Origin of the sequence: Streptomyces toxytricini, assembly GCF_014649915.1 — a bacterium.
Lineage (GTDB): Bacteria > Actinomycetota > Actinomycetes > Streptomycetales > Streptomycetaceae > Streptomyces > Streptomyces toxytricini.
In genome coordinates, this window is the sequence record NZ_BMTY01000015.1 from 56,161 (window position 1) to 81,529 (window position 25,369).

Genomic DNA, 25,369 nt, shown 5'->3' on the forward strand with positions numbered 1-25,369 from the left:
GGAAGCGCTTGGTGGCTTGAGAACTGAACAGAGGACGCACCGCAACCTGCGTTAGGGGAGAGCGGCCGTCAGCAAGGCAAGAGCCAGGCATCTGCGACAAGCCGCAGGCCCTGCCGCACGGGCAGCAAGCACCTTGCTCCGGACCGCCCTTCGGGCGGGTCGAGGAGTCCTCTAAGTGCGGTGAGACAAGGGCAGAGATCGCGATCTACGCCAGGTACCCATGTCCGTCCTCTGGGGGCGACGTGAAGCGATTAAGACCTTGGGCGCCGCCTCGCTGGACCGGCGAGGCAGGCCACGCCCACGGCGTCACCTGATCTCCGTAGCCGCTCGGCGGTTGCGGCCGGTTGCCTCCTCCGCCCGTCCGGGCCCCTCTGCGGGGTGCCGTACGGGCGGGGTCGAGGGGAGCCGGATGGTTCCAACGGCGAGAGGCCCCGGTGCGGGAACACCGGGGCCTCGGTTCGGGCCGTTCCTACCCCCTTGGTGTGAAGGGAGCACGACCCAATGAAGTCCATCGTTGCACTTCAGGCCGTTGTTACGGCCGCCCCGTTCGACGGTGAGCCGTCGGACGCGGAGCTAGTGGCGATCGAGCGGGAAATGCCGCTGATCCTGGCGGAAGTCGACCTCCTCGACGCCCGCATCATGATCCTGGACCGAGCTGTCACAGTGCTGGACGCCCGGCGGATCCGGCGGGCGCACAACCGGGTGTTGGCGGCCCGGCGGGACCTGGCCAACCGGCAGGGCCCCAAGGAGGCGGCGTGAGCACCGGCCGGGTGCTGACCCGGCCGCAGAAGCTGGTTCTGGGGGCGGCGTTCGTGCCGATGCTCGCCACCGGCGCGGCCGGCGGGGCGGGCACGTTCTCCAACATCAAGGGCGCCTACGGCTCCGGAACCGCGCTCGGCGCGGTCGCCGCGGGCGAGGGCGCGACCGCGGTGCTGGCCCTGGTGCTGCTGGGCCTGACCATGCTCGGGCAGGCGGCGCCGCTGGTGGTGCGGGCGGGGCTGTGGCTGCTGCCGGCCGCCGCCTCCGCCATGTCCGCGATGGCCGCTGACGGCCCGGGCCGCACCGTCATCTACGCGGTCACACCAATGGGCATGTGCGTGGCGGCGGAGGGCACGGCGTTCCTGGCCCGGCGGATCGTGGTCCACACCGACGGCCGTGACGCCGAAGCCGAACACCGCGCGGCCGCCGTGGTCCGCTCGTTGGCCTTCCACCGGGCCCGCGCCGCGAACCACCCCGACGCCCGAGTCCGCAGGTACTCGGAGCGGGCATCGTGGCGCCTGGCCCGGAAGGTCGGCGGCGGGGACACCGCGCTGGGAGCACGGCTGCTGCAGGTGCAGCGCCAGCGGGTGACCACCGGCGCGGAGGTCGCGCTGGCGGACATGTTCGCCGTGGCCGTCGCACCCGAGCGTCACGCCGTCACGCCGCCCGTCACACCCGCCCTCCCCCCGGCCCCCGCAACCGGCCCGGCGCCCACGGCGCCGGCCGCCACGGACACGGTGGGCGAGGCACCCCGTGACGGGGAAGACACGCAGGTCACCACCCCGATGCCCGGGGACGGGGCCGGGGGCGTCACGGACGCCGTCACACCCGTGACCCTGGCAGAAGTCGCGGCCGTCGCAGGCGTGCCCACCCCGCAGCCCGCGGAGCCGCTCACGGACGCTCAGCTTGTGGTGGTGCTGCGGCACCTGCGCTACACAGCCGACCCGCCGCTGTCCTACCGGCAGGCCGTCACGGCCTTCCGCGACGGCGGGTTCGTCGGCGGCGAGCAGCGCATCCGCACCGCCTGGAGCACCCTCATCACGCAGGAGGAGACCGCGTGATGGGCGCCGTCCCCGTCTACCGGTGGCGCCTCGCCCCCGACGGACTGGCCACCCGGCGGCAGCTCCGTGCCGCCGGGCTTCGGCCCGGCGGACAAGACGTCGTCGCACAGCTTGAGCGGCCGCGCCGTCGGCGCGGGCCGCTGGTCGCGTTCCTCTACCGGATCGACCTTGCCCTGCCGGTCCGGCCAATGACCACGGCCCGGCGGGCCGCGCTTGCCGCGGCGAACCAGGCCCGCCGCACCTGCCCCACCTGCGGGCGCGACGCCGGCTACGTCATCCCGACCCGGCTGGGCGAGTGCACGCCGTGCGCCTTCCCCAACTCCGAACAGTGCGCCGCCTGAACCCCACCGTCGTAAGGAGTTCTGCTGTGTCTCGTCGTATACGGCCTTCGGCCGGTTCGACCGTGCGCATCCCGCGGCGGCGGGGTGCCGAGCCGGTCATCCTCGTCATGAGCCACGAACCGCCCACGCTGACCGCCCGCGCCGCTACGGCGACCGGCCGGTGGGCGTGGAAGCACCGCCGCACCTGGGCCCCCACCGGCGCCGCTACCGCCCTGCTGGCCGTGACCGGGGTCGTTCACCTGATCGAGCCCCGCACGGCATGGGTGTTCGCCGCGCTCGCGCTGGCCCCGGCTGGCGTCTGGGCGTGGGGGATGCTCCGCCACCGCCCCCTCTCCCGGCAGGCCGCCCTGTGGCGTGCGCTGCTGGCCGTCTCCGCCACGGCCGGCGCGGCGTGGATCGCCGTCGCGGCCGGGTTCGGCCCGGCGCGCCCGCCGGTGTTCACCGCCTGGATCGTCCTGACCGCCGCGGCGCAGGTCGGCTGGGTCCTCGCGCGCCGCCTGACCGCCACGACCATGAAGGAGAACCGCTGATGGCCGACACGACCCCGGGCGGCAACTGGGGCGCCGGAGCCGGATGGAACCCTGCCGGCGGCCAGGCGCGCACGCAGCGGCCGCGGACGACGCCGCGGCCGGGTGCGAACGGCTCGCAGAGCAAGACGTTCAACAAGTCGTTCTCGCCCGGCTTCACCCTGAACGTCAACGCCGGCGGCGGCCGCGGCAACGGTGGCGGTGGCCGTCATGCCGCGCCCGCCGCGGGCGGGCAGGGCGGCGGCCGGTCCCTGCTGCCCGCGCCGGAGTTCACCTCCCCTGCGCAGGTCCGGCAGTACTGCAACGCCGTCCGCGCGGCCGGCGTGGCGCTGTCGATCGAAGTGGCGATGGGCGCGGAAATCCTCAAGGCCACGCTGGTGCAGGTCCCCGACCCCGACGGCCGTCTGGGCGGATCGCGGATCCGGGCGGCGAAGGTGGCGCGGAAGATGCAGCGCGCCGCGGACGCCTTGCGGGACGCGGCGAAGAACGCCGCCGCCACCTACGCCGCGTTCCAGCAGGAGTACGAGGAAGAGATCAACCGCGTCCGCCACCGCGCCCGCCGCCCGCAGGCGCCGCGCATGGACTGGGGCCAGCTCTAAAGGAGGAGTGATGGCAACAACTGAACGCACCACAGCTGAGCAACAGTACGAGGACCAGCTCCGCGGCTCCTCCGACGGCGCCGGCCTCGGCGCGTACGTGCTGCACCGGGCCAAGCCGCACCTGCCGCCGTGGCTGTGCGCGGGCGGGATCGGGCTGGCCGGCCTGCTGGGCAGCACCCAGTGGGAGGGCAGTGCCGCGGCCGGCGTCGGCCTCACCCTCGCCTCCGTCGCCCTCACTGGGGTGACGTGGTGGGCGGGCAAGAGCACCGGGCCGCAGCGCCGTCTGCACTCGGCCATCACCGTGGCGGCGGGGTCGGCGTGGCTGACCGGGGCCTGCCTCGCCGGCCCCATCACCGGCCCCCTGCCCGACCTCTACCTGATGGGCGGGCCCGCGCTCGCCCTGTCGTGGAACATCCGCATGGTCCTGCGCCGCAACGTCGACGGCACCACCGCCGGCGGGACGGACAAGGGCCTGCTGGAAAAGGTCGGCCTGGCGCGAGCGCAGATCGGGGCGACGTCGGTGGAGCCGAACCGGGTCACGGCGAAGATGGCCCTGGAAGCGGGCGAGCAGACCAACGACGACGTGGCGAAGGTGCTGCCGCGGATCGCATCCGCCCTGGACCTGCCCAAGTCCGCCGTCCGCTACCTGCCCGATGCCGACTCCGCCCGCCGCGGCGAACTCGTCATCGTCCCCGAAGACATGCTGGCGCACGTCGCCGAGTGGCAGGGGCCGTCCAACCTCGGCGGGTCGATCGCCGAACCGCTGGTCATCGGCCGCTACGACGACGGCGCCCCGCTGCTGCTGTGGCTGCCCGGCGACCCGGAGACTAAGCGGAACAGCACGCACCTGCTGATCGCGGGCGGGACCGGCTCCGGCAAGGGCGAGACCGCCCTGAACCTGATGCTGGAGATCCTCTCCCGCCGAGACGTGCTGCTGTGGGTGTCCGACCCGAAGATGTTCCAGGACTTCCGTCCCCTGCTGCCCGGCCTGGACTGGGCGGCCGAGGGCGGACCGGACACCGAAGTCATGGTGGAGGCCATCAAGGCCGTCATCCCCGCCCGCACCCGCTGGCTCGGCGCCCACGGCTACCGCCAGTGGATCCCCGAAGCCGCCGAGCAGCAGACCAACCACGAGCACACCTGCCGCCCCGACGGCGCGCCCTGCGGATGCGCGGGCATGCCGTTCCTGGTCACGTGGATGGAGGAGGCCGCGAACACGCTGCGGCTGATGGGCGACGACGCGTTCACCGGCATCGCCCAGGAAGCCCGCTCCGCCGGCGTCGCCCTGATCGTGTCCCTGCAGCGCCCCTCCTACGACCAGATGTCCACCTCCACCCGCGCATCCCTGCCGTCGGTGATCGCCCTGGGCTGTGACCCCCGCGACGAAGGGTTCTCCCTCCCCGAAGCGGTCATCGACGCGGGCGCGCACCCGGGGGCGTGGGGGAACCGGCGGCCCGGCTACTGCTACGTCGTCTCCCCCGGCATCCCGGAGGACCGCTACCCCTCCCCGGCCCGAACCTTCGCCGTCCCCCACACCGCGGTCCCGACGATGGAGGCGCTGGCCGGGTGGGCGCAGGGCAACGGCGCGGCCGCCGACCCGGTCACCGCCGGCGCGGCCCGCGCGGTGGCCGGGCAGAACTACCCCGGCCGCACCGCGGCCGGCGCCGCGCCGGCGCTGCGGCCCGTCGCCGACGAGGAGCACGCCGGAGCGGAAGCGGAATCCTTCGGGCTCCTCGTGGACCAGGAGGACGCTGGCATCGACCCTGAGGCCGACCTGCCCGACGACGAGGTGGGCGACGACATTCCGTTGTGGGAGTCGCCGGGGCACAAGCCGTCGCCGGAGGAGGCGCGGGGGCTGTTCGCGGCCGCGCTGGACGACTTCGAGGCGGCCGGGCAGATGGTGGTCGGGCCGAAGGACTTCCTCGACTGGTGCGACCGCCACCACCTCTCCCGCCCCTGGGTCTCTGCCCGACTGAAGGACGCCGCCCTGGACGGCCGGCTGGAGCCGACCTCGGTCACCGGCCGGTGGCGCATCGTCCCCACCCTCAAGATCGCCTGACACCTGACACCCCCTGACACCGTCACGCCGCCCTGACACCCAAACCCCTAGGCAAACCCGCTGTCAGACCCCGTGACACCCACCTCTGACACCCCCTGACAGTGACGCCTGACACCTCACCCTCGGGCCCGCGCCACCCACCCTCGGCGCGGGCCCGACCCACACCCGGAGGCATCGCTATGCCCCACCACCCCGTCATCCACCACCCGACCCCGACCGGCCCGACGCCCACACCGCCCGCCGTCCCGATGCCGCTGCGGCCGGCGATACCGCCGACGGCGGACATCCGGCTGGTGACCCTGCCCGACGGAACCCGCACCCTCGCCTACACCCACCCCACCCCCACCGAACCCGCCCCCAACCCGGCCCCCACGGCCGGCATCCCCGGGTGGGCGAAGACCACCGCGCTGCTCGCCCCGACCGTCGGCGGGGGCATCGGCGCGGCCGGAATCGGAATCTCCTACGCCGCCCCGGGAGTCCTCGCCATGGCCGAAGCCCTCTGGGCCCTCGTCGCCCTCCTCGCCGCCGGCGCCGCCCTCCCCCTCCTCGCCCGCACCGGCCGCCCCCGCGGCCGGACCGGCACCACCACGACCCACATCACGCAGCACGTCACCGCGACCGGCCTGTTCGGCCGCGCCACCGGCACCATCCACCACCGCTGAAAGAGAGCGCCCGATGAGCCAGCCCCTGCCCAGCCGCATCGGCGATGCGGCTGCCCTGCTGCTGGGCCAGCACACCGTCCGCTGCCCCCACCCCGGCTGCACGGTCCGCATCCGCTACCGCGCCGTCACGGCGGACGAGGCCAAGCGACTGACCGCCCTGGCCACTGACCACACCCGCCACGGACCGGAGCAGCAGAGCACGTGAAAGGGCGGCCCCCTCACGCCAATGAAACGGGGCCGCCCTGCACTCCATGGCCACTCAAGACTTGGAGGACCTCCAGCATGACCCCTCGCACCGACATCCGACGAGACCACAACCGCAACCTGCCGTTACTGCCGGCTCTCTCCCGCACCCGCGGTGGCGGCGTGACCGGGATTCTCGACACCGCTCTGGCGCTGACCACCGCGGGCGTGCCAGTGCTGCCGCTGAGCGCGGACAAGCGACCGTTCGCCAACTGCCCCGCCTGCCGGCTGAACTTCTGCGGTGGACGACCCGGGATGAAGACGCCCGGCCCGTGCGCCTGCCCGGCGCCGTGCCACGCCTGGGCCGCTGCCACCACCAACCCGACCGTCATCACCTCGCCGCTCTGGCGAAGGGCCTGGGACCGGGCCGGAGCCATCGGCTACCACCCCGGCGGCGCCGGCGTTACCGTCGTCGACCTCGACAACCCCGCCGCCGTCGACTGGGCCCGCGCCACCCTCCCGGCCACGACGACCGTGGCGACGACGCGTGGGGAGCACTGGATCTACTCCGGCACCGTCCGGTCGGTGAACCGGGTCCGTGACAGCGTGGACATCAAGTCAAGCATGTCCTACGCCCGGTGGCTCGGCCCCGGCACCGGCGCCATGGCGGCGGTGCCCTCACTCGTGCACGAGCTGGTCGAGAAGAAGCCCGCCGCCGGGCCGGCGCCCCGCCCGGTCACGGTGCCCGCTCAGGCCGGGGGCGGACGGTGCCCGCACCGCTCGCCCGTCTTCCTGGAACGGGGCATCGCGATGGCGGAGCAACGGATCACCGCCGCCACCAGCGCGGTACACAACACGGTGTACGCCACGTTCCTCGCGGTGCTGTCCGCCCACGGCCGGTGCGGCTGCCTCACCGACACCCACATCGGCCGCCTGTTCGCCGCCGCGCAGGCCAAGGGCGAGTCCCCGCGGCACTGCACGGCCGCGTGGTCCAACGCCGCCACGACGCTGGGGATGTAGCGGTGTCCGAGGACGAGAAGAACCCGGCCCGCGAGGTCATCACCGACTACGCCCAGGCCCACTTCCGGTACTTCCGCACCGTCGACGGCACCGTCTACGCCCAGCGCAACGGCCACCCCGTCGCCCGCCCCATCCGCTCCCAGGGCACCACCGGCAGCCACCGGCAGGAACTCATGGTCGGCCTGTTCCGCGACGGGCTCGGCGTCTTCAACGGAACCGCCTTGAAGGAGGCACTCGACTTGATCGAAGCACTCGCGCTCACCGAGGACGTCCAGCCCGTCCACATCCGCGTCGCCCCCGGCTTCGACGGCGCCACCTGGCTCGACCTCGGGCGCGACGACGGCCGGTCGGTCCGCATCCACCCCACCGGCTGGAACATCACCGTCCCCGACCCGCGTGAGGTCTGCTGGCGCCGCACCCAGCTCACCGGCGAACTCCCCCTGCCGGTCAAGGACACGAACGGCAAGGGCATCGACCTGCTGATGCGGCTGTGCAACTTCTCCGACGCCCGCGCCGAGTCCCTGGCCCTCGCCTGGCTCGTCGGCTGCCTCGGCCCCGACGTCCCCGTCCCCGCCCCCTTCCTCACCGGCCCCCAGGGCGCGGGCAAGTCCACCGCCGGCAAGATGCTCGTACGGATCATCGAGGGCATGAGCGGCGACCTCCGCCGGGCGCCGAAGGACGAGGAGAACCTCATCACCGCCGTCGCGGCCGGGTGGGTCACCGGCCTGGACAACCTCTCCCACCTCGGCCCCGACCTCTCCGACCTGATGTGCTGCATCGTCACCGGCGCCGAGAACATCAAGCGCGCCCTGTTCACCGACGGCGACGTCGTCCGCGCCCGCTACCGCCGGCCGATGCTGCTGACCGGCATCGACGTCGGCGTCATCCGCCCCGACCTCGCCGAACGCCTCCTCCCCCTCCGCCTGGAACGGCCCCGGGTACGGCGGACCGAAGCGGAGCTGTGGGCGGAGTTCGCACGCGACCTGCCCGTGATCCTCGGCTCCGTGCTCGACCTGGCCGTCACGGTCCGCGCCACGCAGGCCGACATCCCCACCGACCTGCGCATGGCCGACTTCGCCCACCTGTGCGCCCAGCTCGACGCCGCCCGCAGCCTCGGCGCCCTCGACGCCTACCGGGCGAGCCTGGACGACCTCAACGACGACGTCATCGAGGGCGACCTCCTCGCCCAGACCATCCTCAAGCGCGCCGTCGACATCGAGCCCGGCACCGACGTGCGGATGACGTCCGCCGAATGGCTGCACGGCCTCACCCAGCTCTACACCGGCGAGGGAGAGTTCCGGCCCCTGCCCAAGGGGTGGCCCACCACCGGCAAGGTCCTCTCCGACCGCCTCAAGCGCCTGCAGCCCGTCCTCGCCGCCCGCGGCGTTCTCGTCGACTGGGGCCGCACCCGTACCGCCCGCTACATCGAGATGGCCCGCCCCGCACCCCCGGTCGACGCGCAGCAGCAGGCGTTCTGAACCCCGCCACGCGGACCCGACCGCACAGGCAAGAAGAGCACCCCGCCCCGCGCCGGCGGTGCTCCTCTTGCACTTCGGCGGCCTCGCCGCCGCTCAAAGGGCGTGCCGCTCCGCGGCTCCCCATTCACGACTGAAGGCGCACCCAACAACAGAACACAGGCCCCTTTCCTTCCTAAGTAGGAAGACGCTGCGTCACCTGCGTCACCGGGGCCCCGCAAACCGCTCCCCACCTGCACAGACAAGGGTGACGCAGAGCCCAAATCTCTGCGTCACCCCGCGTCACCTGCGTCACCCCGTGACAGACGGCTGCGTCACCGGTGACACAGCGCCCAAGCCCGTGCGTCACCCGAACCCGCAGGTCAAGGGGCCATATGACGCGGATGACGCCGTGACGCAGAAATCCCCACCTCGGACACACGCCGCCTGCGTGACGCTCGCGGCAGACAGCACGACCAGCTGTCGCTCGAACCTAGGGAGGGCACCGAGTGAAGTCCATCTCCGACCCACAATCCGTGCTCCGGGGCGGTCTCCCCGACCGATACCTCACCCCCGAGGACATCTCCGCGATGTTCTCCGTGCCGATCGAGACCGTCTACCACTGGCGCAAGCAGCGCACCGGCCCGCCCGGCTTCCGCGTCGGCCGGCACGTCCGCTACGACCCCGAGGCCGTCCAGGCGTGGGTCGCCCAGCAGAGCGAGCTTGACGCCGCCGCTTGAACCCGCCTCTCACCGGCCGGTGCGCGCCCCGTCACGGGGCGCGCACCGGCCTTCCCCGTACACCGAAAGGAACCACAGCCACCTATGGCCGGCCACGTCCAGGACCGCTGGTACAAGACCGAGACCGACGACAACGGCAAGGAAATCCGGGTTAAGAGCGACCGCTACGGCATCGGTATGCGTTATCGGGCCCGCTACGTCGGCCCCGACGGCGCCGAGAAGTCCAAGAGCTTTCCGGACAAGCAGAAGCGGCTCGCGGAGAAGTGGCTCTCCGCCATCGAGGCCGATATGTCCCGAGGGCAGTACATCGATCCGTCCGCTGGGCGGATCACGTTCCGGCAGTACGGTGCGAAGTGGCTCGCCTCCCAGACCACGGACCCGACGACGCGCACGACGGTGGGAGTCCACCTTCGGCTGCACGCGTTCCCCTACCTCGGGACTCGGCCGATCGACTCGTTCCGGCCGGAGCACATCCGCGATTGGCTCGCGGAGCTGGAGAAGTCTCTGCCAGTGTCCTCTTACCGCCGGGTCATCTTCGCCAGCGTCTCCGCGGTGCTCGCCGCGGCCGTGGACGACGAGCTGCTCGCCAAGAACCCGTGCAAGTCCCGTTCGGTCCGGCCGCCGGCGCCGGTCGCACCGCGGGTCCGGCCATGGACGTTGGACCGGGTGTTCGCCATCCGCTCGGCGCTCCCGAAGCGCTATCAGGCGATGGTCGACATCGGAGGGGGGTGCGGTCTCCGCCAGGGCGAGATTTTCGGACTGGCGGAGGAGCACGTCAGGTTCGACACCGGATGGCTCCACATCGCGAATCAGGTGAAGGTCGTCAACGGGCATCTCGTCTTCGGGCCGCCGAAGCGCGGAAAGGAGCGGGACGTCCCGCTCCCCCGCCAGGTCGCCCGCGTGCTCCGCGAGCACGCCGAGGAATTCCCGCCCGTCGACGTCTCTCTGCCTTGGCTGAAGCCGGACGGGCCGCTCGTAACGAAGCGGCTGTACTTCTCGCTCACCGGCGGCGGCGCCGTGCGCCGGACCGACTTCAACACCCGCGTGTGGAAACCCGCCCTCGTCCAGGCCGGCGTGATTCCCGAGCCCAGGGAGGGCGCGCGTCACCAGGCAGCCCGCGAGCACGGAATGCACGCGCTGCGGCACTTCTACGCGTCCGTCCTCCTCGACGCCGGCGAGAACATCAAGGCGCTCAGCTCGTACCTCGGTCACGGCGACCCCGGGTTCACGCTCCGGGTCTACACGCACATGATGGCGAGCAGCGACGGACGGGCCCGCCGGGCCGTGGACGGGCTCTACGAGGGCCCCAGTTCAACGTCTGACGGCCCAGAGACGGCCCCGGCCGAGTAGGACGGCTGAGGGCCCACGGTTCACGACCGTCGGCCCTCAGACTCAGTTCCAGGGTCTACCTGCACTGACCTGCGCTTACAGCACCGGCAGGTTCTTCCGCAGCTCGAAGGCCGTGACCTCCGAGCGGTACTCCTCCCACTCCTGCTTCTTGTTGCGCAGGAAGAAGTCGAAGACGTGCTCGCCCAGGGTTTCGGCGACCAGTTCGCTGCGTTCCATCAGGGAGATCGCCTCGCCCAGGTTCTGCGGGAGCGGCTCGATGCCCATCGCGCGGCGTTCCGAGTCCGACAGGGCCCAGACGTCGTCGTCGGCGCCGGCCGGGAGTTCGTAGCCCTCCTCGATGCCCTTCAGGCCCGCCGCGAGCAGGACCGCGTACGTCAGGTACGGGTTGGCGCCCGAGTCGATGGAGCGGACCTCGATGCGCGAGGAGCCCATCTTGCCCGGCTTGTACATCGGGACGCGGATCAGCGCGGAGCGGTTGTTGTGCCCCCAGCAGATGTACGAGGGGGCCTCGCCGCCGGAGCCGGCCGTGCGGGTGGAGCCGCCCCAGATGCGCTTGTACGAGTTCACCCACTGGTTCGTGACCGCCGAGGTCTCCGCCGCGTGCCGGAGCAGGCCCGCGATGAAGGAGCGGCCGACCTTCGAGAGCTGGTACTCGGCGCCGGACTCGTAGAAGGCGTTGCGGTCGCCCTCGAAGAGGGACAGGTGGGTGTGCATGCCGGAGCCGGGGTACTCCGAGAACGGCTTCGGCATGAAGGTGGCCTGGACGCCCTGCTCCAGCGCGACCTGCTTCATGACCAGGCGGAACGTCATGATGTTGTCGGCGGTGGACAGCGCGTCGGCGTACCGCAGGTCGATCTCCTGCTGGCCGGGGGCGCCCTCGTGGTGGCTGAACTCGACGGAGATGCCCATCGATTCGAGCATGGTGATCGCCTGCCGGCGGAAGTCCATGCCGACGTTCTGCGGGGTGTGGTCGAAGTAGCCGGAGTTGTCCGCGGGGACGGGCCGGGAGCCGTCCAGCGGCTTGTCCTTCAGCAGGAAGAACTCGATCTCCGGGTGGGTGTAGAAGGTGAAGCCCAGGTCGGAGGTCTTGGCGAGGATCCGCTTGAGGACGAAGCGGGGGTCCGCGAAGGACGGCGACCCGTCCGGCATGAGGATGTCGCAGAACATCCGGGCCGTCCCGGGGGCCTCGGCGCGCCAGGGCAGTATCTGGAAGGTGCCCGGGTCCGGCTTGGCGATCATGTCGGATTCGTAGACCCGCGCGAAGCCCTCGATCGCCGAGCCGTCGAAGCCGATGCCCTCGTCGAAGGCCTGCTCCAGCTCGGCCGGCGCCACCGCGACGGACTTGAGGAAGCCCAGCACGTCGGTGAACCACAGGCGCACGAAGCGGATGTCGCGCTCCTCGAGCGTCCGGAGGACGAATTCCTGCTGCTTGTCCATGCCTTCATCCTCGCAGTTCAGACGGCCTGTGCACCACCGCCGTCAGGGGTGGGCGCGGGGGCGGGCGGACCCAGTATCGCCAGCCGCGGTTTCCGCCACATTACGCACCATCGAAACCTCGTGGCACCCCTGCACTGACCGCGGGGGCGTCCTGGCCACTACCATCTGCCGCCATGGGGGGCTGGGAGCACATACGGCAGGGGCGCGGCGCGGGCCGCCCGCCCCGGCGTGCCGTGTTCGCGGTGGCCCTGGCGGTGCTGCTCGGGGCGTTGCTGCTGTGCGTGCGCCCCGGTGAGCCACACGCTTCCGCCGCCTCGCCCGCCGCCGTCGCCGCACCCGTCACCGCCTCGCCCGCCGCCGTCGCCGCACCCGTCACCGCCGCGCCCGCCGCCGTCACCGCCGCGCCCGCCCCCCACGGCCCCCGGCACGCCGTGTGCGCGGATCCGGGGCACCGGCCCGGCTGCTCGCCGTTCTCGCACGTCACCCCCGCCGTCCTGCCCGCCCCGCCGCCCGCGCTGCCCGTCACGCCGGGCGCCGCGGATCCGGCAGGGCAGGCCGCCGCCGGGCGCGGGGCCCGGCCGTACGACGCCCCGGCCCGGGCCCCCGACCTGCACGCCCTCCAGGTGCTGCGGACCTGACGGGTCCCGGCGCGCCGCGTACGACGCCCCGCGCCGCCACCAGACCCACCCCACCCCCCTCACGAAGGAACCAGGTCACATGGCCGGCACCAACCCGACCCCCAACCCCTCCCGCCAGGCGCGCATAGCCGAGATGCGCCGCGCCGAACGCGCCCGCGAGCGCCGCAACAAGATCCTCGCGATCTCGGTCTCGACGGCGCTCGTCGCGGGCCTCGTCGGCTTCGGCGCGTGGGTGCTGCTGCAGCAGAAGGCCGAGGAGAAGGCGGCGGCCCGCGCGGCCGAGACCGCCCGCACCACCCCCGTGGCCGCCGAGCAGTCCTGGGACGCGAAGTCGCTCGGCCGCAACCACGTCGAGACGCCCGTCTCGTACCCGATGAACCCGCCGGTCGGCGGGGACCACCACCCGCGCTGGATGAACTGCGACGGCAACGTCTACAAGGAGCCGGTCCCGCGCGAGAACGCCGTGCACTCGCTGGAGCACGGCGCGGTGTGGGTGACGTACAACGACAAGGCCCCCGCGGCGGACGTCGCCGAGCTCGCCCGCACGGTGGAGAACACCCCGTACTCGCTGATGAGCCCGGTCGCCGACCAGCCCGGGGCGATCATGCTGAGCGCGTGGGGCAAGCAGGTCACCGTCGACAGCGCCTCCGACCCGCGCGTGAAGCAGTTCTTCACCAAGTACGTGCAGGGCCCGCAGACCCCCGAGCCGGGCGCGGCCTGCACGATGGGGGTGGCCGGCAAGTGAGGCGCACGTACTGGGCGGCCGGCTCCGCGGTGCTGCTCGCCCTGCTCTTCGCGGTGGCGGCCACGGTCGCCGCCGCGAGCGGCGGGCGCACCGCCGGCGCCGGGGCCGCCCGTACGCCCGCCCTGTACTCGCCGGACGCGGGCTTCGCCCGGGACATGGCGGTGCACCACCAGCAGGCGGTGGAGATGTCGTTCCTGGTGCGGGACCGCACGCAGGACGAGGCGGTGCGCAGCCTCGCCTACGACATCGCCAACACGCAGGCGAACCAGCGCGGCATGCTGCTGGGCTGGCTGGACCTGTGGGGGCTGCCGAAGGTGCTGGCGGGCGAGCCGCCGATGTCCTGGATGGCCCCCGGCAAGGACGCCCCCGCCGACGGCTCCCACGGCGGCCACGCCATGGACGGCGTCGCGGCCAAGCCGGGGGCGCTGATGCCCGGCATGGCCACCAAGGAGGAGATCGCCGCGCTCGGCGCCGCGCAGGGCCGGGACGCGGAGGTGCTGTTCCTCCAGCTGATGACCGACCACCACAAGGGCGGGGTGGCGATGGCCCGCGGCTGCGCCGTGCAGTGCGCGACGCCCGCCGAGCGGACGCTGGCCCAGGGCATGGTCGAGGCCCAGCAGTCCGAGCTGACGCTGATGGCGGACATGCTCCGCGCCCGCGGGGCTGCGCCGCGCGGGTGACGGGGCGCGACCGTACGGTGGGTGGGAGGGCGCCACTCGCGGCCCTCCCACCCGCCGGCCGGCCCCGCCGCAGCTCCGTGGCGGGCGGGCGACGCGCCCGCGCCGGCCGTATCAGCGGCATGCTCAGGAGGTTGACGCCATGACCACCGCGGCAGACATCATGCACCCCGGGGCCCAGTGGATCCCGGCGACGGAGACCCTGGACCGGGCCGCCGAGCTCATGCGCCGGCTGAACGTCGGCGCGCTGCCCGTCAGCGACGCGGACGAACGGCTCTGCGGCATCGTCACCGACCGCGACATCGTCGTGAAGTGCGTGGCGACCGGCCACGACCCGGCCCAGGTGACCTGCGGCGACCTGTGCGAGGGCACGCCCCGCTGGATCGCGGCGGACGCGGACGTCTCGGACGTGCTGGACGAGATGGAGTCCCACCAGATCAAGCGCCTGCCGGTCATCGAGAACAAGCGCCTCGTCGGCATGATCAGCGAGGCGGACCTCGCGCAGCACCTGTCGGACGAGCAGCTCGCGGGCTTCGTCGAGAAGGTCTACGCCCGCCGCTGACCGGCGGGGTCCCCGAGGACGGCCCGGGCCACCTGCTGCGGCCGGTCCAGCATGACCAGGTGGCCCGCGGGCTCGGCGGCCTCGAAGCGGGCGCCGAGTTCGGCGGCGAGCGCCCGCTGCCGGGCGAGCCAGCGGGCCGCGGACCGGCTGCCGGAGCCGTCGTCGCCGGCGAGGACGGTCGTCGGCGCGGCCAGCGGGTGCCGGGCGCGCAGCGCGAGGACCTCGGCGGCCATGTCCGGGTAGCGGGAGTTCTCCAGCAGCACCCCGCGCCAGACCCGGCCGGTGCGGTAGCAGCGGCGTACGAGGTCCCGGGGCGCGGGGTCGGCGCCGCCGGTCCGGGAGAGGCGTACGGCGGCCCTGCGGGCCGCGGGGCCGAGCGCGGCCGGCAGCCCGGCGGCGGTGAGGGCCCGGCCCGCGGCGCGTGCGGCGCCGGTGCGCAGGGCGGGGGGCAGGAGGGTTCGGGGGTCCTCCTCGACGCTGCCGTCGAGGAGGACGAGCGCGGCGGTGCGCAGCGGGTACAGGCGGGCGAAGGCCTCGGCGTGGAAGGCGGCGATCGAGTGTCCGGCCACGGTGGCGGGGGCGCCGCCCAGGCCGAGGGCGTCCAGCAGTCCGGCGATGCGGCGGGCTTCGCCGGCGGCGGTGGGCGGGGCGGTCGCGGGGCCGCTGAGCCCGTGGCCGGGGCGGTCGAAGCGGATGACGGTGCGGCCTGCGGCGGCGAGGAGGGCGGCGACGGGGTCCCAGTCGAACCAGGCCATGGCGAGCCCGGCGCTCAGCACGACGGGCGGCCCGGCGCCGTCGACGACGACGTGCAGTGCGGTGCCGTCGACGCGGACGAAGCGCGGCTCACGCGTCCCGTACGCCTCGTACGTCACGTACGCCGCTCCTTGTGCACCGACCAGGCCAGCAGGCCCAGCCACAGCGCGACGAGGAGCACCTGGAGGCGCTGGCCGGCGCCGAGGGCCCAGGTGCCGCGGCCGGCGGTGAACATCGCTATGGCGGTCAGCGTCCAGGCGGTGGCGATCAGCTCCAGGACCACGAGGGCGGGTCCGTGGCCGGCGAGGGGCGCGAAGATGCCGTAGCGGCGGGCGGCGACGGTGAGGGCGATGATGCCGACGAGGGCGCCGGTCATGGCGAGGCTGCTGCTGACGGCGTGGGCCTGGTGCGTGGCGGGGACGAGCCCGGCGGTCTCGCGGGCGGCGCACACCGGGTCGGCGGTGGGCGTGCAGCTCAGCGGCAGCCAGGCGTCGGCGGCGGTCGCCGCACCGAAGAGGGTGACGCCGGCCCAGCCCGTGACGGACCAGAAGCGGCGGGACTCGGGGTGGCTGCGCAGCCGGAGGAGGGCGAGCAGGCCGCCGGTGAAGGCGAGGACGCCGGCGGTGAAGTCGGTGGCGCGGAAGAGGCCGCCGAGCGGCTGGTCCTGGGCGGCGAGCTCGCTGACGTACGTCTCGATGGGGTTGAGGCCGGTGGAGAGCACCACCTCCAGCACCCAGGCCGTGTACGCGGCCGCGCCGAGCCCGATGAGGAGGGCGACGAGCCAGGTACGGCCCGACCGGGCCGCGGGGGCCGCGGCGGTCGCCGGAGCCGCGGCGGGGTCCAGGGGCCGCGCGGGGCCGGGGCGTCCCGGCCGGCCGGCCTGCCCTGCCTGCCCTGCCTGCCCGGCGTGCCGCGTGTGCCCCGTCCGTGCCGTGTGCCGCGTGTGGCCTGCGCGCCACGTGTGGCTCGTGCGTCCCGCGCGCCGGTCATGGTTCGTGCGCTTTTCAGCCCGTATGGCCATGTTTACATCATCCTCAAGACTGCGGTCCCCGTAATCTGCGCGGACGCCCGGCCCGGGTACGGGCGCGACGGGATCCGCTCCCCCTCCGCACTCCCCCGGCCACCCGGCGGCGCTGCTGCGGCGGCAGCCGCGCCGGTCATGCGCGTCGTCGCCGTGCAGGTGCCGTGTCCCTCCGGGGGTGGCTCCACGGCCTGGAAGACGTGCGCCGGGGCGAAAGCGTTGCCTGCGGTCCGCGTGCGGCGGGCCACACCGCGCCGCCCCCGTGGGGAACTCGTTTGGCGGGCATCCCGCCCCGTGGCAGTCTTTCGGATCATCAGACCGCATGACATGAGGACGACCGCCACTCCATGAGCACGCCTCCGAACCCGCCCGGCACCCCCTCGGAGCCGGAGCACGAGGGCACACCCGTTCACCGGCCGGAGGCGGAGCCGACTCCTGCACCGGCCGCGAAGCCGTCGCTCCGGAAGACCCCGGAGCCCGGGGCAGGGGCCCCGCAGCCCCCCGCCCCGACCGAGCCCGCCGGGCCGTCCCTCAGCAAGGAGCCCGCCCCGGCCGAGGCGCCCGCGCCGGAGGCGGCGGCCCCCGCCGCGCCGTCCCTCCGCAAGGAGCCCGCCCCGGCCGAGACGGCCGCGCCGGAGGCAGCGGCCTCCGCCGCGCTGCCCCTCGGCCAGGAGACCGCCGCAGGCGCAGCACCCGCGCCCAAGGCGGAAGCCCCGGACGAGCCCGCCGGGCCGTCCCTCAGCAAGGAGCCCGCCCCGACCGAGGCACCTGCCCCGGAGGCAGCGGCCTCCGCCGCGCCGTCCCTCCGCAAGGAACCCGCGCCGGCCGAGACGGCCGCGCCCGAGCCGGCCGATCCGGCCCTTGGCCAGGAGCCCGCCGCAGCCGCGGCGGCCGCGCCGGAGGCAGCGGCCCCGGGCGAGCCCGCCGGCCCCTCCCTCCGCAAGGAGCCCGCCCCGGCCGAGGCACCCGCGCCGGAGGCAGCGGCCGCCGCCGCGCCGGAGCCGACCGCGCCGTCCCTCAGCAAGGACGCTGCCCCGACCGAGGCACCTGCCCCGGAGGCAGCGGCCTCCGCCGCGCTGCCCCTCGCCCAGGACCCCGCCGCAGGCGCAGCACCCGCGCCCAAGGCGGAAGCCCCGGGCGAGCCCGCCGGGCCGTCCCTCCGCAAGGAGGCCACGCCGGCCGAGACGGCCGCGCCGGAGCCCACGGCCACCGCCGCGCCCGAGCCGGCCGATCCGGCCCTTGGCCAGGAGCCCGGCGCAGCCGCGGCGGCCGCGCCGGAGGCAGCGGCCCCGGGCGAGCCCGTCGGCCCCTCCCTCCGGAAGGAGCCCGCCCCGGCCGAGGCGCCCGCGCCGGAGGCGGCGGCCCCCGCCGCGCCGTCCCTCCGCAGGGAGACCGCCGCGCCCGAGCCCGTCTCGGGCGAGGCACCCGCGCCCGAGGCGGACGCAGCCGCCGAGCCGTCTCCGGCCCCGGCGGCGCATCCGGCCGACGCGGCCGAGGCGGCCGTCGCAAGCGCCGGATTCGCCTCGCCCGCGCCGGGCGCCGCCCTCGCCGCGGACGCGCCGCCCGCGGCGGCCGCGCCGGGCCGGACGCCGCCCGTGGGCCCGGCCCCCGGCGCCTACGCCGCCCCCGGCATGCCCGGTGGTGCCCAGCTGCCGCCCGGGCCGCCGCCCGCGTACCCCGGCGCGCCCGTTCCCCCGCCGGCCGGCAACCCGTGGGCGTACCACGGCGCCGGGGGGACGTGGGGGGCGCCCGTCCAGGAGAGCAACGAGCTCGCCGTGGCCTCCCTCGTCCTCGGCGCCTGCGCGATCTTCTTCGGCCCGGTCCCGCTCCTCTTCTGGGGCGGCGGCATCCTCGGCCTGATCGCCATCGGCACGGGCCTCGGCGGCATCAAGCGCGCCTCGGCCGGGCTCGGCCGGAAGGCCATGGCCGTCGCCGGCGCCGCCCTCGGCGTCCTCGGCCTCCTCTGCTCGGTCGGCGGGTACTTCCTGACCGAGCGGCTCGTCGACAGCGCCCGCCACGGCATCGAGCGGGAGATCGACTCCTGGCCGGAGCCCGACACGGACGGCCTGGAGATCGACCCGGAGGAGTTCGGGTCGGACGACCCGTGGCCGGCGCGCCCCGGACGGCCGACCCCCGCCCCGTCCCCGTCCCGCAGCGACGTGCCCGGCATGACGTCCCCGCTGCCGTTCGGCGAGACGTTCGCCTACCCCGACGGGATCAAGGTGAGCCTTTCGCAGCCGAAGCCGTACAAGACGAAGAACCGCTACGCCGACATCGGCAACGCGGTCCAGATGACGCTGACCATCACCAACGACTCGGCCAAGAACCACAACGTCATCTACGCCGTCCCGAACGTCCGCGACGACAAGGGCATGACCGCCAAGCTCGTCTTCGACGGCGACGTGCCGAAGCTCATCCGGGGCGACATCCTGCCGGGCCAGTCCGCCAGCGGCGTGGTCGTCTTCGAGGTCCCCGAGGGCACCACCAGCCTGAGCGCCGACATCTCCCCCGGCACCCTCATGCAGAGTGTGAAGTTCAGCGGCAAGATCGGCTGACCGGAGCCGCTGCGAACCGCCCGGGCACGGGGCCGCCACCCCATAGCGTCAGAAAGACGATTACACTGGCCCCGTGCCCCAACTTCGCCTCGCTCTCAATCAGATCGACTCGCACGTGGGCGACATCGCCGCCAACGCCGACTCGGTCGTGCACTGGACCCGGCACTCCGCCGAGCAGGGCGCCCACCTCGCGGCGTTCCCCGAGATGATGCTCACCGGCTACCCCGTGGAGGACCTCGCGCTGCGCGGCTCCTTCGTGGAGGCCTCCCGCTCCGCCCTGTCCGCGCTGGCCGGCCGACTGGCCGACGAGGGCCTCGGCGAGCTGCCGGTCGTCGTCGGCTACCTCGACCGCAGCGAGCGGGCCACCCCCCGCCTGGGCCTGCCCGCGGGCTCCCCGGAGAACGCGGCCGCCGTCCTCCACCGCGGGGAGGTCGTGCTCCGCTTCGCCAAGCACCACCTCCCGAACTACGGCGTCTTCGACGAGTTCCGCTACTTCGTGCCCGGCGACACCCAGCCGGTGGTCCGGGTCCGCGGCGTCGACGTCGCGCTCGCGATCTGCGAGGACCTCTGGCAGGAGGGCGGCCGCGTCCCCGCCACCCGCTCGGCCGGGGCCGGGCTGCTGATCTCGGTCAACGCCTCCCCGTACGAGCGGAACAAGGACGACGTCCGCCTGGAACTGGTCCGCAAGCGGGCCCGGGAGGCCGGCTGCACCCTCGCCTACCTCGCGATGATCGGCGGCCAGGACGACCTCGTCTTCGACGGCGACTCGATCGTCGTCGGCGCGGACGGCGAGGTGATCGCCCGCGCCCCGCAGTTCTCCGAGGGCTGCGTCCTGGTCGACCTCGACCTGCCGGCGGCCCGGCCCGACGCGCCCGAGGGCGTCGTCGACGACGGGCTGCGCATCGACCGCGTCGTCCTCTCCGAGGAGCCCGTGGAGCCGTACGAGCCGGTCGCGGCCGGCGGCGGCGGCGCCGAACGGCTCGACGACGACGAGGAGGTGTACGACGCGCTGGTCGTGGGCCTGCGCGCGTACGTCCGGAAGAACGGCTTCCGCTCGGTCCTGATCGGGCTGTCCGGCGGCATCGACTCCGCGCTCGTCGCCGCCATCGCCTGCGACGCCGTCGGCGCGCAGAACGTGTACGGCGTCTCCATGCCGTCGAAGTACTCCTCGGAGCACTCCCGGACGGACGCCGCCGAACTGGCCCGGCGCACCGGCCTCAACTTCCGCTCCGTCTCCATCGAGCCGATGTTCGACGCCTACACGGGATCCGTCACCCTGACCGGCCTCGCCGAGGAGAACCTCCAGTCCAGGCTGCGCGGCACCCTGCTGATGGCCCTCTCCAACCAGGAGGGCCACATCGTCCTCGCGCCGGGCAACAAGTCGGAGCTGGCCGTCGGCTACTCCACCCTGTACGGCGACTCCGTCGGCGCGTACGGCCCGATCAAGGACGTCTACAAGTCGGACGTCTTCCGCCTCGCCCGGTACCGCAACCGGGCCGCCGAGGAGCGCGGGGAGACCCCGCCGATCCCGGAGAACTCCATCGCCAAGCCGCCGAGCGCCGAGCTGCGGCCCGGCCAGGTGGACACCGACTCGCTGCCGGACTACCCGGTGCTGGACGCGGTCCTCGCCCTGTACGTGGACCGCGACCAGGGGCTGGAGGAGATCGTCGCCGCCGGCTTCGACCGCGGGCTGGTGGCCAGGACGCTGCGGATGGTGGACGCGGCGGAGTACAAGCGGCGCCAGTACCCGCCCGGTACGAAGATCTCCGCGAAGGGCTTCGGCAAGGACCGCCGCCTGCCCGTCACCAACGGCTGGCGCGAGCAGGCCTGACGGCCGCGGCGCGGGCCGCCCCTGCCCGGCGGCCCGCCCCCTCCGCCGGGCTACTTGCCGACCGTCACCCGGGCGGCCACCGGAAGGTGGTCGCTCGCGGTGCGCGGCAGCGTCCAGGAGGCCTCCGGCCTCATCCCGCGGACCATGATCTGGTCGATCCGCGCCATCGGGAACGCGGCCGGCCAGCTGAACCCGAAGCCCTCGCCGGCGGCGCCCTGCGTGGAGCGCATCTGCGAGGTGACCTCGCGCAGCGAGCGGTCGTTCATGGTGCCGTTGAGGTCGCCGAGGAGGACGACCTTCCCCAGCGGCTCGGCGGCGAGCGCCGCGCCGAGCGCCCCGGCGCTGTTGTCGCGCTGGTTCGCGGTGAAGCCGGCGTTCAGCTTCACCCGGACGGACGGCAGGTGGGCGACGTAGACGGCGATCGGGCCGCGCGGGCTCTCCACGGTGGTGCGCATGGCCCGCGTCCAGCCCATCCGGATGTCGACGGGCGCGCTGGCGGCCAGCGGGTACTTGCTCCACACTCCGACCGTGCCCTCCACGGCGTGGTACTTGTACGTCCCCGCCAGGGCCTTCTCGTACGAGGGGACGGCGCTGCCCTTGAGCTCGGTCAGGGCCAGCACGTCGGCCCCCGAGCGGGCCACCGACTCGGCGGTGGCCCGCGGGTCGGGGTTGGCGGCGTCGACGTTGTGGGTGGCGACGACGAGGTCGCCGCCGGAGCCGGACTTGCCGAAGACCAGGCCGCCGAAGAGGTTCACCCAGACGACCGCCGGCAGCAGGCAGGCGATCAGCGCGGTCGCCGAGCGGCGGAACGCGGCGCAGGCGACGAGGACGGGGACGAACAGCCCCAGCCAGGGCAGGAACGTCTCGGTGAGGCTGCCCAGGTTGCCGATGTCGTTCGGCAGCTGCGCATGGAAGATCATGACGAGGGCGAGGACGACCGCCAGGGCGGCGGTGGCGATCCCACGCCGCCAGATCCCTCTGTCGCGGCACAGTTCGGCCAGGCGGCGCCCGAGGCCGGATCCGGAGGGCTCGCGCTCCGAACCGCCGTTCCCGGTCTCCGCCATGTACGCCTGTGCCATCCCACTGCCCTCGCTGCCCTGCTCGCGCTCCGTTCCCGCACCATGACCCTAGGCGATGGACGGAGCCTTCGGTGCCGGTGTCCCGGCCGTACGTCCGGGAGGACGAACGGCCGTGCGGCGCGGGTTCCTGTTGTCACGAAACGCGCACATTCGCTCGGACGCGTGCCGTTCGCGCCCCCGAACGGACGCGCCGGAACGCTTGCGGGCGCCTCGGGGCCGCCTCGGGGCCGGCTCGCCCGCGCGGGGAGTGTGACGCACCGGTCACCCCACCACTTTCGCGGCGGCCCGGCCAGGTGCCACCATGGTGGATGAGTCCGGGGACGCCGTCAGGGCGCCTCGAGATGACACAAGGAGCAGTTGCCATGACGCATGCCGTTTCGCCTGCCCGCGAAGCAGCCTCCCCCACCCTGTACGGGGGCACGGGGACCCGGCGGATCACCGTCCGCGACCTCATGCTCGCCAAGGAGCGCGGCGAGAAGTGGCCCATGCTGACCGCGTACGACGCGATGACCGCGTCCGTGTTCGACGAGGCCGGCATCCCGGTCATCCTGGTCGGCGACTCCATGGGCAACTGCCACCTCGGCTACGAGAACACCGTGCCCGTCACGATGGACGAGATGACCCTGCTGTCCGCAGCCGTCGTGCGCGGCACCAGCCGGGCCCTCGTCGTCGGCGACCTGCCGTTCGGCTCGTACCAGGAGGGCGCTGTACAGGCGCTGCGCAGCGCGACCCGGCTCGTGAAGGAGGCGGGCGTCGGCGCGGTGAAGCTGGAGGGCGGCGAGCGCTCGCTGCACCAGACGGAGCTGATCGTGCAGGCGGGCATCCCGGTCATGTCCCACCTGGGCCTGACCCCGCAGTCCGTCAACGCGATGGGCTACCGGGTGCAGGGCCGCGGCGACGAGGCCGCGCACCAGCTGCTCCGCGACGCCAAGGCCGCGCAGGACGCGGGCGCGTTCGCCGTGGTGCTGGAGCTGGTGCCCGCCGAGCTGGCCGCCGAGGTCACCCGCTCCCTGCACATCCCGACGGTCGGCATCGGCGCGGGCGCGGACTGCGACGCGCAGGTGCTGGTGTGGACGGACATGATGGGCCTGACCGGCGGGAAGATGCCGAAGTTCGTCAAGCAGTACGCCGCCCTGCGCGCCACCATGACGGACGCGGCGAAGGCGTTCGCCGAGGACGTCGTCGGCGGGGCGTTCCCGCAGGAGCAGCACAGCTTCCACTGATCCGCCGACCGGCGCCGGACCACCGGGCCGGCAGGCCGCCGACCGCCCCGCGCGGCCGGCGGGCTGCCGGCCCGCCGGCCTCTGTCGGCCCTGCCGCCATTCGCTGTCGGCACCGCTGTCGGTGGTCTGTCGGTGATCTGTCGGTGGCCGCTGGTCCCATGGGGCCATGACGCGAACCGACAACAACCCCCAGCACGGCCCGAACGCCGTCGAGGTCCGGGGACTGGTCAAGCACTTCGGTGAGACCAAGGCCCTGGACGGAGTCGACCTGGACGTCCGCGAGGGCACCGTCCTCGGCGTCCTCGGCCCCAACGGCGCGGGCAAGACCACCCTGGTCCGCTGCCTTTCCACCCTGCTCGTCCCGGACGCCGGAACAGCCCGCGTCGCCGGGTACGACGTCGTCCGCCAGCCGCGGCAGCTGCGCCGCACCATCGGCCTGACCGGCCAGTACGCCTCGGTCGACGAGAAGCTCTCCGGCTGGGAGAACCTGTACATGATCGGCCGGCTGCTGGACCTGTCCCGCAAGGACTCCCGCGCCCGCGCCGACGAGCTGCTGGAGCGGTTCTCCCTCACGGAGGCCGCCCGCAAGCCCGCCACGACGTACTCGGGCGGCATGCGCCGCCGCCTCGACCTGGCCGCCTCCATGATCGGCCGACCGGCCGTGCTGTACCTGGACGAGCCCACCACCGGCCTCGACCCCCGCACCCGCAACGAGGTGTGGGACGAGGTGCAGCGGATGGTCGCCGAGGGCGCCACCGTCCTGCTCACCACCCAGTACATGGAGGAGGCCGAGCACCTCGCGCACGAGCTGACGGTCATCGACCGCGGGCAGGTCATAGCGGGCGGCAGGATCGACGAGCTGAAGGCCCGCGTCGGCGGCCGCACCCTGCGGATCCGGCCCGCGTCGGCCTCCGACCTGCCGGGCATGGCGCGGGCCCTCGCGGAGGCCGGCCTGGACGGCATCGCCGGCACGCAGGCCGTGCCGGACGAGGGAGTCCTGCTCGTCCCGATCCTCAGCGACGAGCAGCTGACGGCGGTGGTCGGCCTGCTGGCCGCCCGCGGCTACGCGATCGCCGACCTCGGCACCTACCTGCCGAGCCTGGACGAGGTGTTCCTCGCCATCACCGGCCACCGGACCGCCGACGCGCAGGACGCGCCGCCGGCCGACGGGCAGCAGACCGGCCGCGCGGGCCGGACCGACCGGACCGATCAGAACACGGAGGTCGCGGCATGAGCACCGCCACCACGAGCAAGCCCGCCGCGGCCGCCGCGGCCGCCGCACCGGCCGGGACGGGCCCGCTGCCCGGGGAGGGCCGCATCGGCCTGCGGGGCAACCTGCGGCACATCTCCGCCCTGGCCCGCCGCAACGTCATGCAGCTCAAGGCCGACCCGCAGTCGATGTTCGACGTCGTGTTCATGCCGATCGTGTTCGCGCTGCTGTTCGTGTTCGTCTTCGGCGGCGCCATCTCCGGCAACGGCAACCAGGACGCGTACGTCAACTACGTCATCCCCGGCCTGATGGCCATGATGGGCCTGAACGTCGCCATGGGCGTCGGCGTCGGCGTCAACGACGACTTCAAGAAGGGCGTCATGGACCGCTTCCGGTCCATGCCGATCGCCCGGTCGTCCGTCCTCCTCGCGAAGATCGTCGTCGAGCTGGGGCGGACGCTGATCGCCATCACGATCCTGCTCGGGGTCGGCTTCCTGCTGGGCCTGTCCATCGAGACGTCGTTCACCGACCTGCTGCTGGCCATCGGGCTCTCCGCCGTCTTCGGCGCCTCCCTGATGTGGATCTTCATCCTGCTGGGCCTGACCCTGCAGAACGCCCAGGCCGTCCAGGGCGTGGCGATGATGGTCCTGATGCCGCTCCAGTTCGGCAGCTCGATCTTCGCCCCGCCGTCGACGATGCCGGGCTGGCTGCAGTCCTTCACCGACTACAACCCGCTGTCCCAGCTCGCCGACGCGGCCCGCGGGCTGATCAACGGCGGACCCGTCGCCCACGCCGTGTGGGTGACCCTGGCCTGGTCGCTGGCCATCACGGTCGTCACCATGCCGCTCGCGGTGCGCAAGTTCCGCCAGAAGACCTGATCCGG

General features: G+C 73.8%; 25 protein-coding genes. 21 read left to right on the forward strand and 4 right to left on the reverse strand.

Annotated elements, in window-relative coordinates; all coding sequences use genetic code 11:
* The first annotated feature begins 501 nt into the window (after positions 1-501).
* The 12 genes from IE170_RS19920 (at position 502) to IE170_RS19975 (ending at position 10,755) form a co-directional block, all read left to right on the forward strand.
* Positions 502-759, forward strand: a complete 258-nt coding sequence (locus IE170_RS19920) for a DUF6284 family protein (protein WP_189810768.1) — start codon at positions 502-504, stop codon at positions 757-759.
* Positions 756-1,820 carry a hypothetical protein gene (locus IE170_RS19925; RefSeq protein ID WP_189810769.1) on the forward strand — a complete coding sequence of 355 codons (1,065 nt, stop codon included), beginning with the start codon at positions 756-758 and terminating at the stop codon, positions 1,818-1,820. The genes IE170_RS19920 and IE170_RS19925 overlap by 4 nt, the downstream gene beginning before the upstream one ends.
* Positions 1,820-2,161 (forward strand): RRQRL motif-containing zinc-binding protein, encoded by a 342-nt coding sequence (locus tag IE170_RS19930; protein WP_189810770.1) that lies wholly within the window; start codon positions 1,820-1,822, stop codon positions 2,159-2,161. The genes IE170_RS19925 and IE170_RS19930 overlap by 1 nt, the downstream gene beginning before the upstream one ends.
* 107 nt (positions 2,162-2,268) lie before the next feature.
* Complete coding sequence (locus IE170_RS19935; protein WP_189810771.1) at positions 2,269-2,691, forward strand: hypothetical protein; 423 nt, start codon at positions 2,269-2,271, stop codon at positions 2,689-2,691.
* On the forward strand, positions 2,691-3,287 hold the full coding sequence (traA, locus tag IE170_RS19940) for a plasmid transfer protein TraA (protein WP_189810772.1): 597 nt from the start codon (positions 2,691-2,693) through the stop codon (positions 3,285-3,287). Before IE170_RS19935 ends, traA begins: the two co-directional genes overlap by 1 nt.
* Before the next feature lie 10 nt (positions 3,288-3,297).
* Positions 3,298-5,346, forward strand: coding sequence for a plasmid transfer protein TraB (gene traB, locus IE170_RS19945; RefSeq protein WP_189810773.1), 2,049 nt, complete (start codon positions 3,298-3,300; stop codon positions 5,344-5,346).
* A gap of 179 nt (positions 5,347-5,525) precedes the next feature.
* A complete protein-coding gene (locus IE170_RS19950; RefSeq protein WP_373299020.1) occupies positions 5,526-6,008 on the forward strand; it encodes a hypothetical protein in 483 nt (160 codons plus the stop codon).
* Between the two features lie 13 nt (positions 6,009-6,021).
* Positions 6,022-6,213 carry a hypothetical protein gene (locus IE170_RS19955; RefSeq protein ID WP_189810774.1) on the forward strand — a complete coding sequence of 64 codons (192 nt, stop codon included), beginning with the start codon at positions 6,022-6,024 and terminating at the stop codon, positions 6,211-6,213.
* A gap of 77 nt (positions 6,214-6,290) precedes the next feature.
* The gene (locus IE170_RS19960) at positions 6,291-7,211 is read left to right on the forward strand and encodes a bifunctional DNA primase/polymerase (protein ID WP_223856504.1); all 921 of its coding nucleotides are present in this window, start codon (positions 6,291-6,293) and stop codon (positions 7,209-7,211) included.
* Positions 7,212-7,213: 2 nt separating this feature from the next.
* Entirely contained in the window at positions 7,214-8,689 is a 1,476-nt protein-coding gene (locus IE170_RS19965; protein ID WP_189810775.1) for an AICE element replication initiation protein, read from the forward strand.
* A 494-nt stretch (positions 8,690-9,183) separates the two neighbouring features.
* Complete coding sequence (locus IE170_RS19970) at positions 9,184-9,405, forward strand: helix-turn-helix transcriptional regulator (protein ID WP_373299025.1); 222 nt, start codon at positions 9,184-9,186, stop codon at positions 9,403-9,405.
* Between the two features lie 84 nt (positions 9,406-9,489).
* Positions 9,490-10,755, forward strand: a complete 1,266-nt coding sequence (locus tag IE170_RS19975; RefSeq protein WP_189810777.1) for a tyrosine-type recombinase/integrase — start codon at positions 9,490-9,492, stop codon at positions 10,753-10,755.
* A gap of 75 nt (positions 10,756-10,830) precedes the next feature.
* Here the strand turns inward: IE170_RS19975 and glnA2 are convergent, their stop codons facing one another.
* Positions 10,831-12,192 carry a gamma-glutamylpolyamine synthetase GlnA2 gene (gene glnA2 / locus IE170_RS19980; protein WP_114057339.1) on the reverse strand — a complete coding sequence of 454 codons (1,362 nt, stop codon included), beginning with the start codon at positions 12,190-12,192 and terminating at the stop codon, positions 10,831-10,833.
* Between the two features lie 173 nt (positions 12,193-12,365).
* Here glnA2 and IE170_RS19985 point away from each other — a divergent pair, with 173 nt between their 5' ends.
* The 4 genes from IE170_RS19985 to IE170_RS20000 all read left to right on the forward strand — a co-directional run bounded on the left by IE170_RS19985 (position 12,366) and on the right by IE170_RS20000 (position 14,814).
* The gene (locus IE170_RS19985) at positions 12,366-12,830 is read left to right on the forward strand and encodes a hypothetical protein (protein ID WP_189810778.1); all 465 of its coding nucleotides are present in this window, start codon (positions 12,366-12,368) and stop codon (positions 12,828-12,830) included.
* A 79-nt stretch (positions 12,831-12,909) separates the two neighbouring features.
* Complete coding sequence (locus IE170_RS19990; RefSeq protein WP_189810779.1) at positions 12,910-13,575, forward strand: thioredoxin-like domain-containing protein; 666 nt, start codon at positions 12,910-12,912, stop codon at positions 13,573-13,575.
* Positions 13,572-14,255 (forward strand): DUF305 domain-containing protein, encoded by a 684-nt coding sequence (locus tag IE170_RS19995; protein WP_229884991.1) that lies wholly within the window; start codon positions 13,572-13,574, stop codon positions 14,253-14,255. The genes IE170_RS19990 and IE170_RS19995 overlap by 4 nt, the downstream gene beginning before the upstream one ends.
* A gap of 139 nt (positions 14,256-14,394) precedes the next feature.
* On the forward strand, positions 14,395-14,814 hold the full coding sequence (locus tag IE170_RS20000; protein ID WP_189810780.1) for a CBS domain-containing protein: 420 nt from the start codon (positions 14,395-14,397) through the stop codon (positions 14,812-14,814).
* Here the strand turns inward: IE170_RS20000 and IE170_RS20005 are convergent.
* Together IE170_RS20005 and IE170_RS20010 are read right to left on the reverse strand one after the other, a co-directional pair.
* On the reverse strand, positions 14,799-15,686 hold the full coding sequence (locus tag IE170_RS20005) for an alpha/beta fold hydrolase (protein WP_229884992.1): 888 nt from the start codon (positions 15,684-15,686) through the stop codon (positions 14,799-14,801). The genes IE170_RS20000 and IE170_RS20005 overlap by 16 nt on opposite strands.
* Positions 15,683-16,333 (reverse strand): DUF998 domain-containing protein, encoded by a 651-nt coding sequence (locus IE170_RS20010; protein ID WP_229885001.1) that lies wholly within the window; start codon positions 16,331-16,333, stop codon positions 15,683-15,685. Before IE170_RS20010 ends, IE170_RS20005 begins: the two co-directional genes overlap by 4 nt.
* A gap of 602 nt (positions 16,334-16,935) precedes the next feature.
* Between IE170_RS20010 and IE170_RS20015 the strand changes: the two genes are divergently transcribed.
* Both IE170_RS20015 and IE170_RS20020 read left to right on the forward strand, forming a co-directional pair.
* Positions 16,936-19,143, forward strand: coding sequence for a DUF4190 domain-containing protein (locus tag IE170_RS20015; RefSeq protein ID WP_189810781.1), 2,208 nt, complete (start codon positions 16,936-16,938; stop codon positions 19,141-19,143).
* Between the two features lie 73 nt (positions 19,144-19,216).
* Positions 19,217-20,974, forward strand: coding sequence for an NAD+ synthase (locus tag IE170_RS20020; RefSeq protein ID WP_189810782.1), 1,758 nt, complete (start codon positions 19,217-19,219; stop codon positions 20,972-20,974).
* A gap of 50 nt (positions 20,975-21,024) precedes the next feature.
* Here the strand turns inward: IE170_RS20020 and IE170_RS20025 are convergent, their stop codons facing one another.
* On the reverse strand, positions 21,025-22,053 hold the full coding sequence (locus tag IE170_RS20025; RefSeq protein WP_189810783.1) for an endonuclease/exonuclease/phosphatase family protein: 1,029 nt from the start codon (positions 22,051-22,053) through the stop codon (positions 21,025-21,027).
* Positions 22,054-22,415: 362 nt separating this feature from the next.
* Here IE170_RS20025 and panB point away from each other — a divergent pair, with 362 nt between their 5' ends.
* The 3 genes from panB (at position 22,416) to IE170_RS20040 (ending at position 25,364) form a co-directional block, all read left to right on the forward strand.
* A complete protein-coding gene (gene panB, locus IE170_RS20030) occupies positions 22,416-23,276 on the forward strand; it encodes a 3-methyl-2-oxobutanoate hydroxymethyltransferase (protein ID WP_189810784.1) in 861 nt (286 codons plus the stop codon).
* 166 nt (positions 23,277-23,442) lie between these two features.
* Entirely contained in the window at positions 23,443-24,510 is a 1,068-nt protein-coding gene (locus IE170_RS20035) for an ATP-binding cassette domain-containing protein (RefSeq protein WP_189810785.1), read from the forward strand.
* Entirely contained in the window at positions 24,507-25,364 is an 858-nt protein-coding gene (locus IE170_RS20040) for an ABC transporter permease (protein WP_189810786.1), read from the forward strand. The genes IE170_RS20035 and IE170_RS20040 overlap by 4 nt, the downstream gene beginning before the upstream one ends.
* Positions 25,365-25,369 lie beyond the last annotated feature (5 nt).

Bases quoted from the DNA above. Each gene is read 5' to 3' on its own strand.
- IE170_RS19920 (WP_189810768.1), top strand. From the start codon at position 502: ATGAAGTCCATCGTTGCACTTCAGGCCGTTGTTACGGCCGCCCCGTTC.
- IE170_RS19930 (WP_189810770.1), top strand. From the start codon at position 1,820: ATGGGCGCCGTCCCCGTCTACCGGTGGCGCCTCGCCCCCGACGGACTG.
- IE170_RS19935 (WP_189810771.1), top strand. From the start codon at position 2,269: ATGAGCCACGAACCGCCCACGCTGACCGCCCGCGCCGCTACGGCGACC.
- traA (WP_189810772.1), top strand. From the start codon at position 2,691: ATGGCCGACACGACCCCGGGCGGCAACTGGGGCGCCGGAGCCGGATGG.
- traB (WP_189810773.1), top strand. From the start codon at position 3,298: ATGGCAACAACTGAACGCACCACAGCTGAGCAACAGTACGAGGACCAG.
- IE170_RS19950 (WP_373299020.1), top strand. From the start codon at position 5,526: ATGCCCCACCACCCCGTCATCCACCACCCGACCCCGACCGGCCCGACG.
- IE170_RS19955 (WP_189810774.1), top strand. From the start codon at position 6,022: ATGAGCCAGCCCCTGCCCAGCCGCATCGGCGATGCGGCTGCCCTGCTG.
- IE170_RS19960 (WP_223856504.1), top strand. From the start codon at position 6,291: ATGACCCCTCGCACCGACATCCGACGAGACCACAACCGCAACCTGCCG.
- IE170_RS19975 (WP_189810777.1), top strand. From the start codon at position 9,490: ATGGCCGGCCACGTCCAGGACCGCTGGTACAAGACCGAGACCGACGAC.
- glnA2 (WP_114057339.1), bottom strand. From the start codon at position 12,192: ATGGACAAGCAGCAGGAATTCGTCCTCCGGACGCTCGAGGAGCGCGAC.
- IE170_RS19985 (WP_189810778.1), top strand. From the start codon at position 12,366: ATGGGGGGCTGGGAGCACATACGGCAGGGGCGCGGCGCGGGCCGCCCG.
- IE170_RS19990 (WP_189810779.1), top strand. From the start codon at position 12,910: ATGGCCGGCACCAACCCGACCCCCAACCCCTCCCGCCAGGCGCGCATA.
- IE170_RS20000 (WP_189810780.1), top strand. From the start codon at position 14,395: ATGACCACCGCGGCAGACATCATGCACCCCGGGGCCCAGTGGATCCCG.
- IE170_RS20015 (WP_189810781.1), top strand. From the start codon at position 16,936: ATGAGCACGCCTCCGAACCCGCCCGGCACCCCCTCGGAGCCGGAGCAC.
- IE170_RS20025 (WP_189810783.1), bottom strand. From the start codon at position 22,053: ATGGCACAGGCGTACATGGCGGAGACCGGGAACGGCGGTTCGGAGCGC.
- panB (WP_189810784.1), top strand. From the start codon at position 22,416: ATGACGCATGCCGTTTCGCCTGCCCGCGAAGCAGCCTCCCCCACCCTG.
- IE170_RS20035 (WP_189810785.1), top strand. From the start codon at position 23,443: ATGACGCGAACCGACAACAACCCCCAGCACGGCCCGAACGCCGTCGAG.
- IE170_RS20040 (WP_189810786.1), top strand. From the start codon at position 24,507: ATGAGCACCGCCACCACGAGCAAGCCCGCCGCGGCCGCCGCGGCCGCC.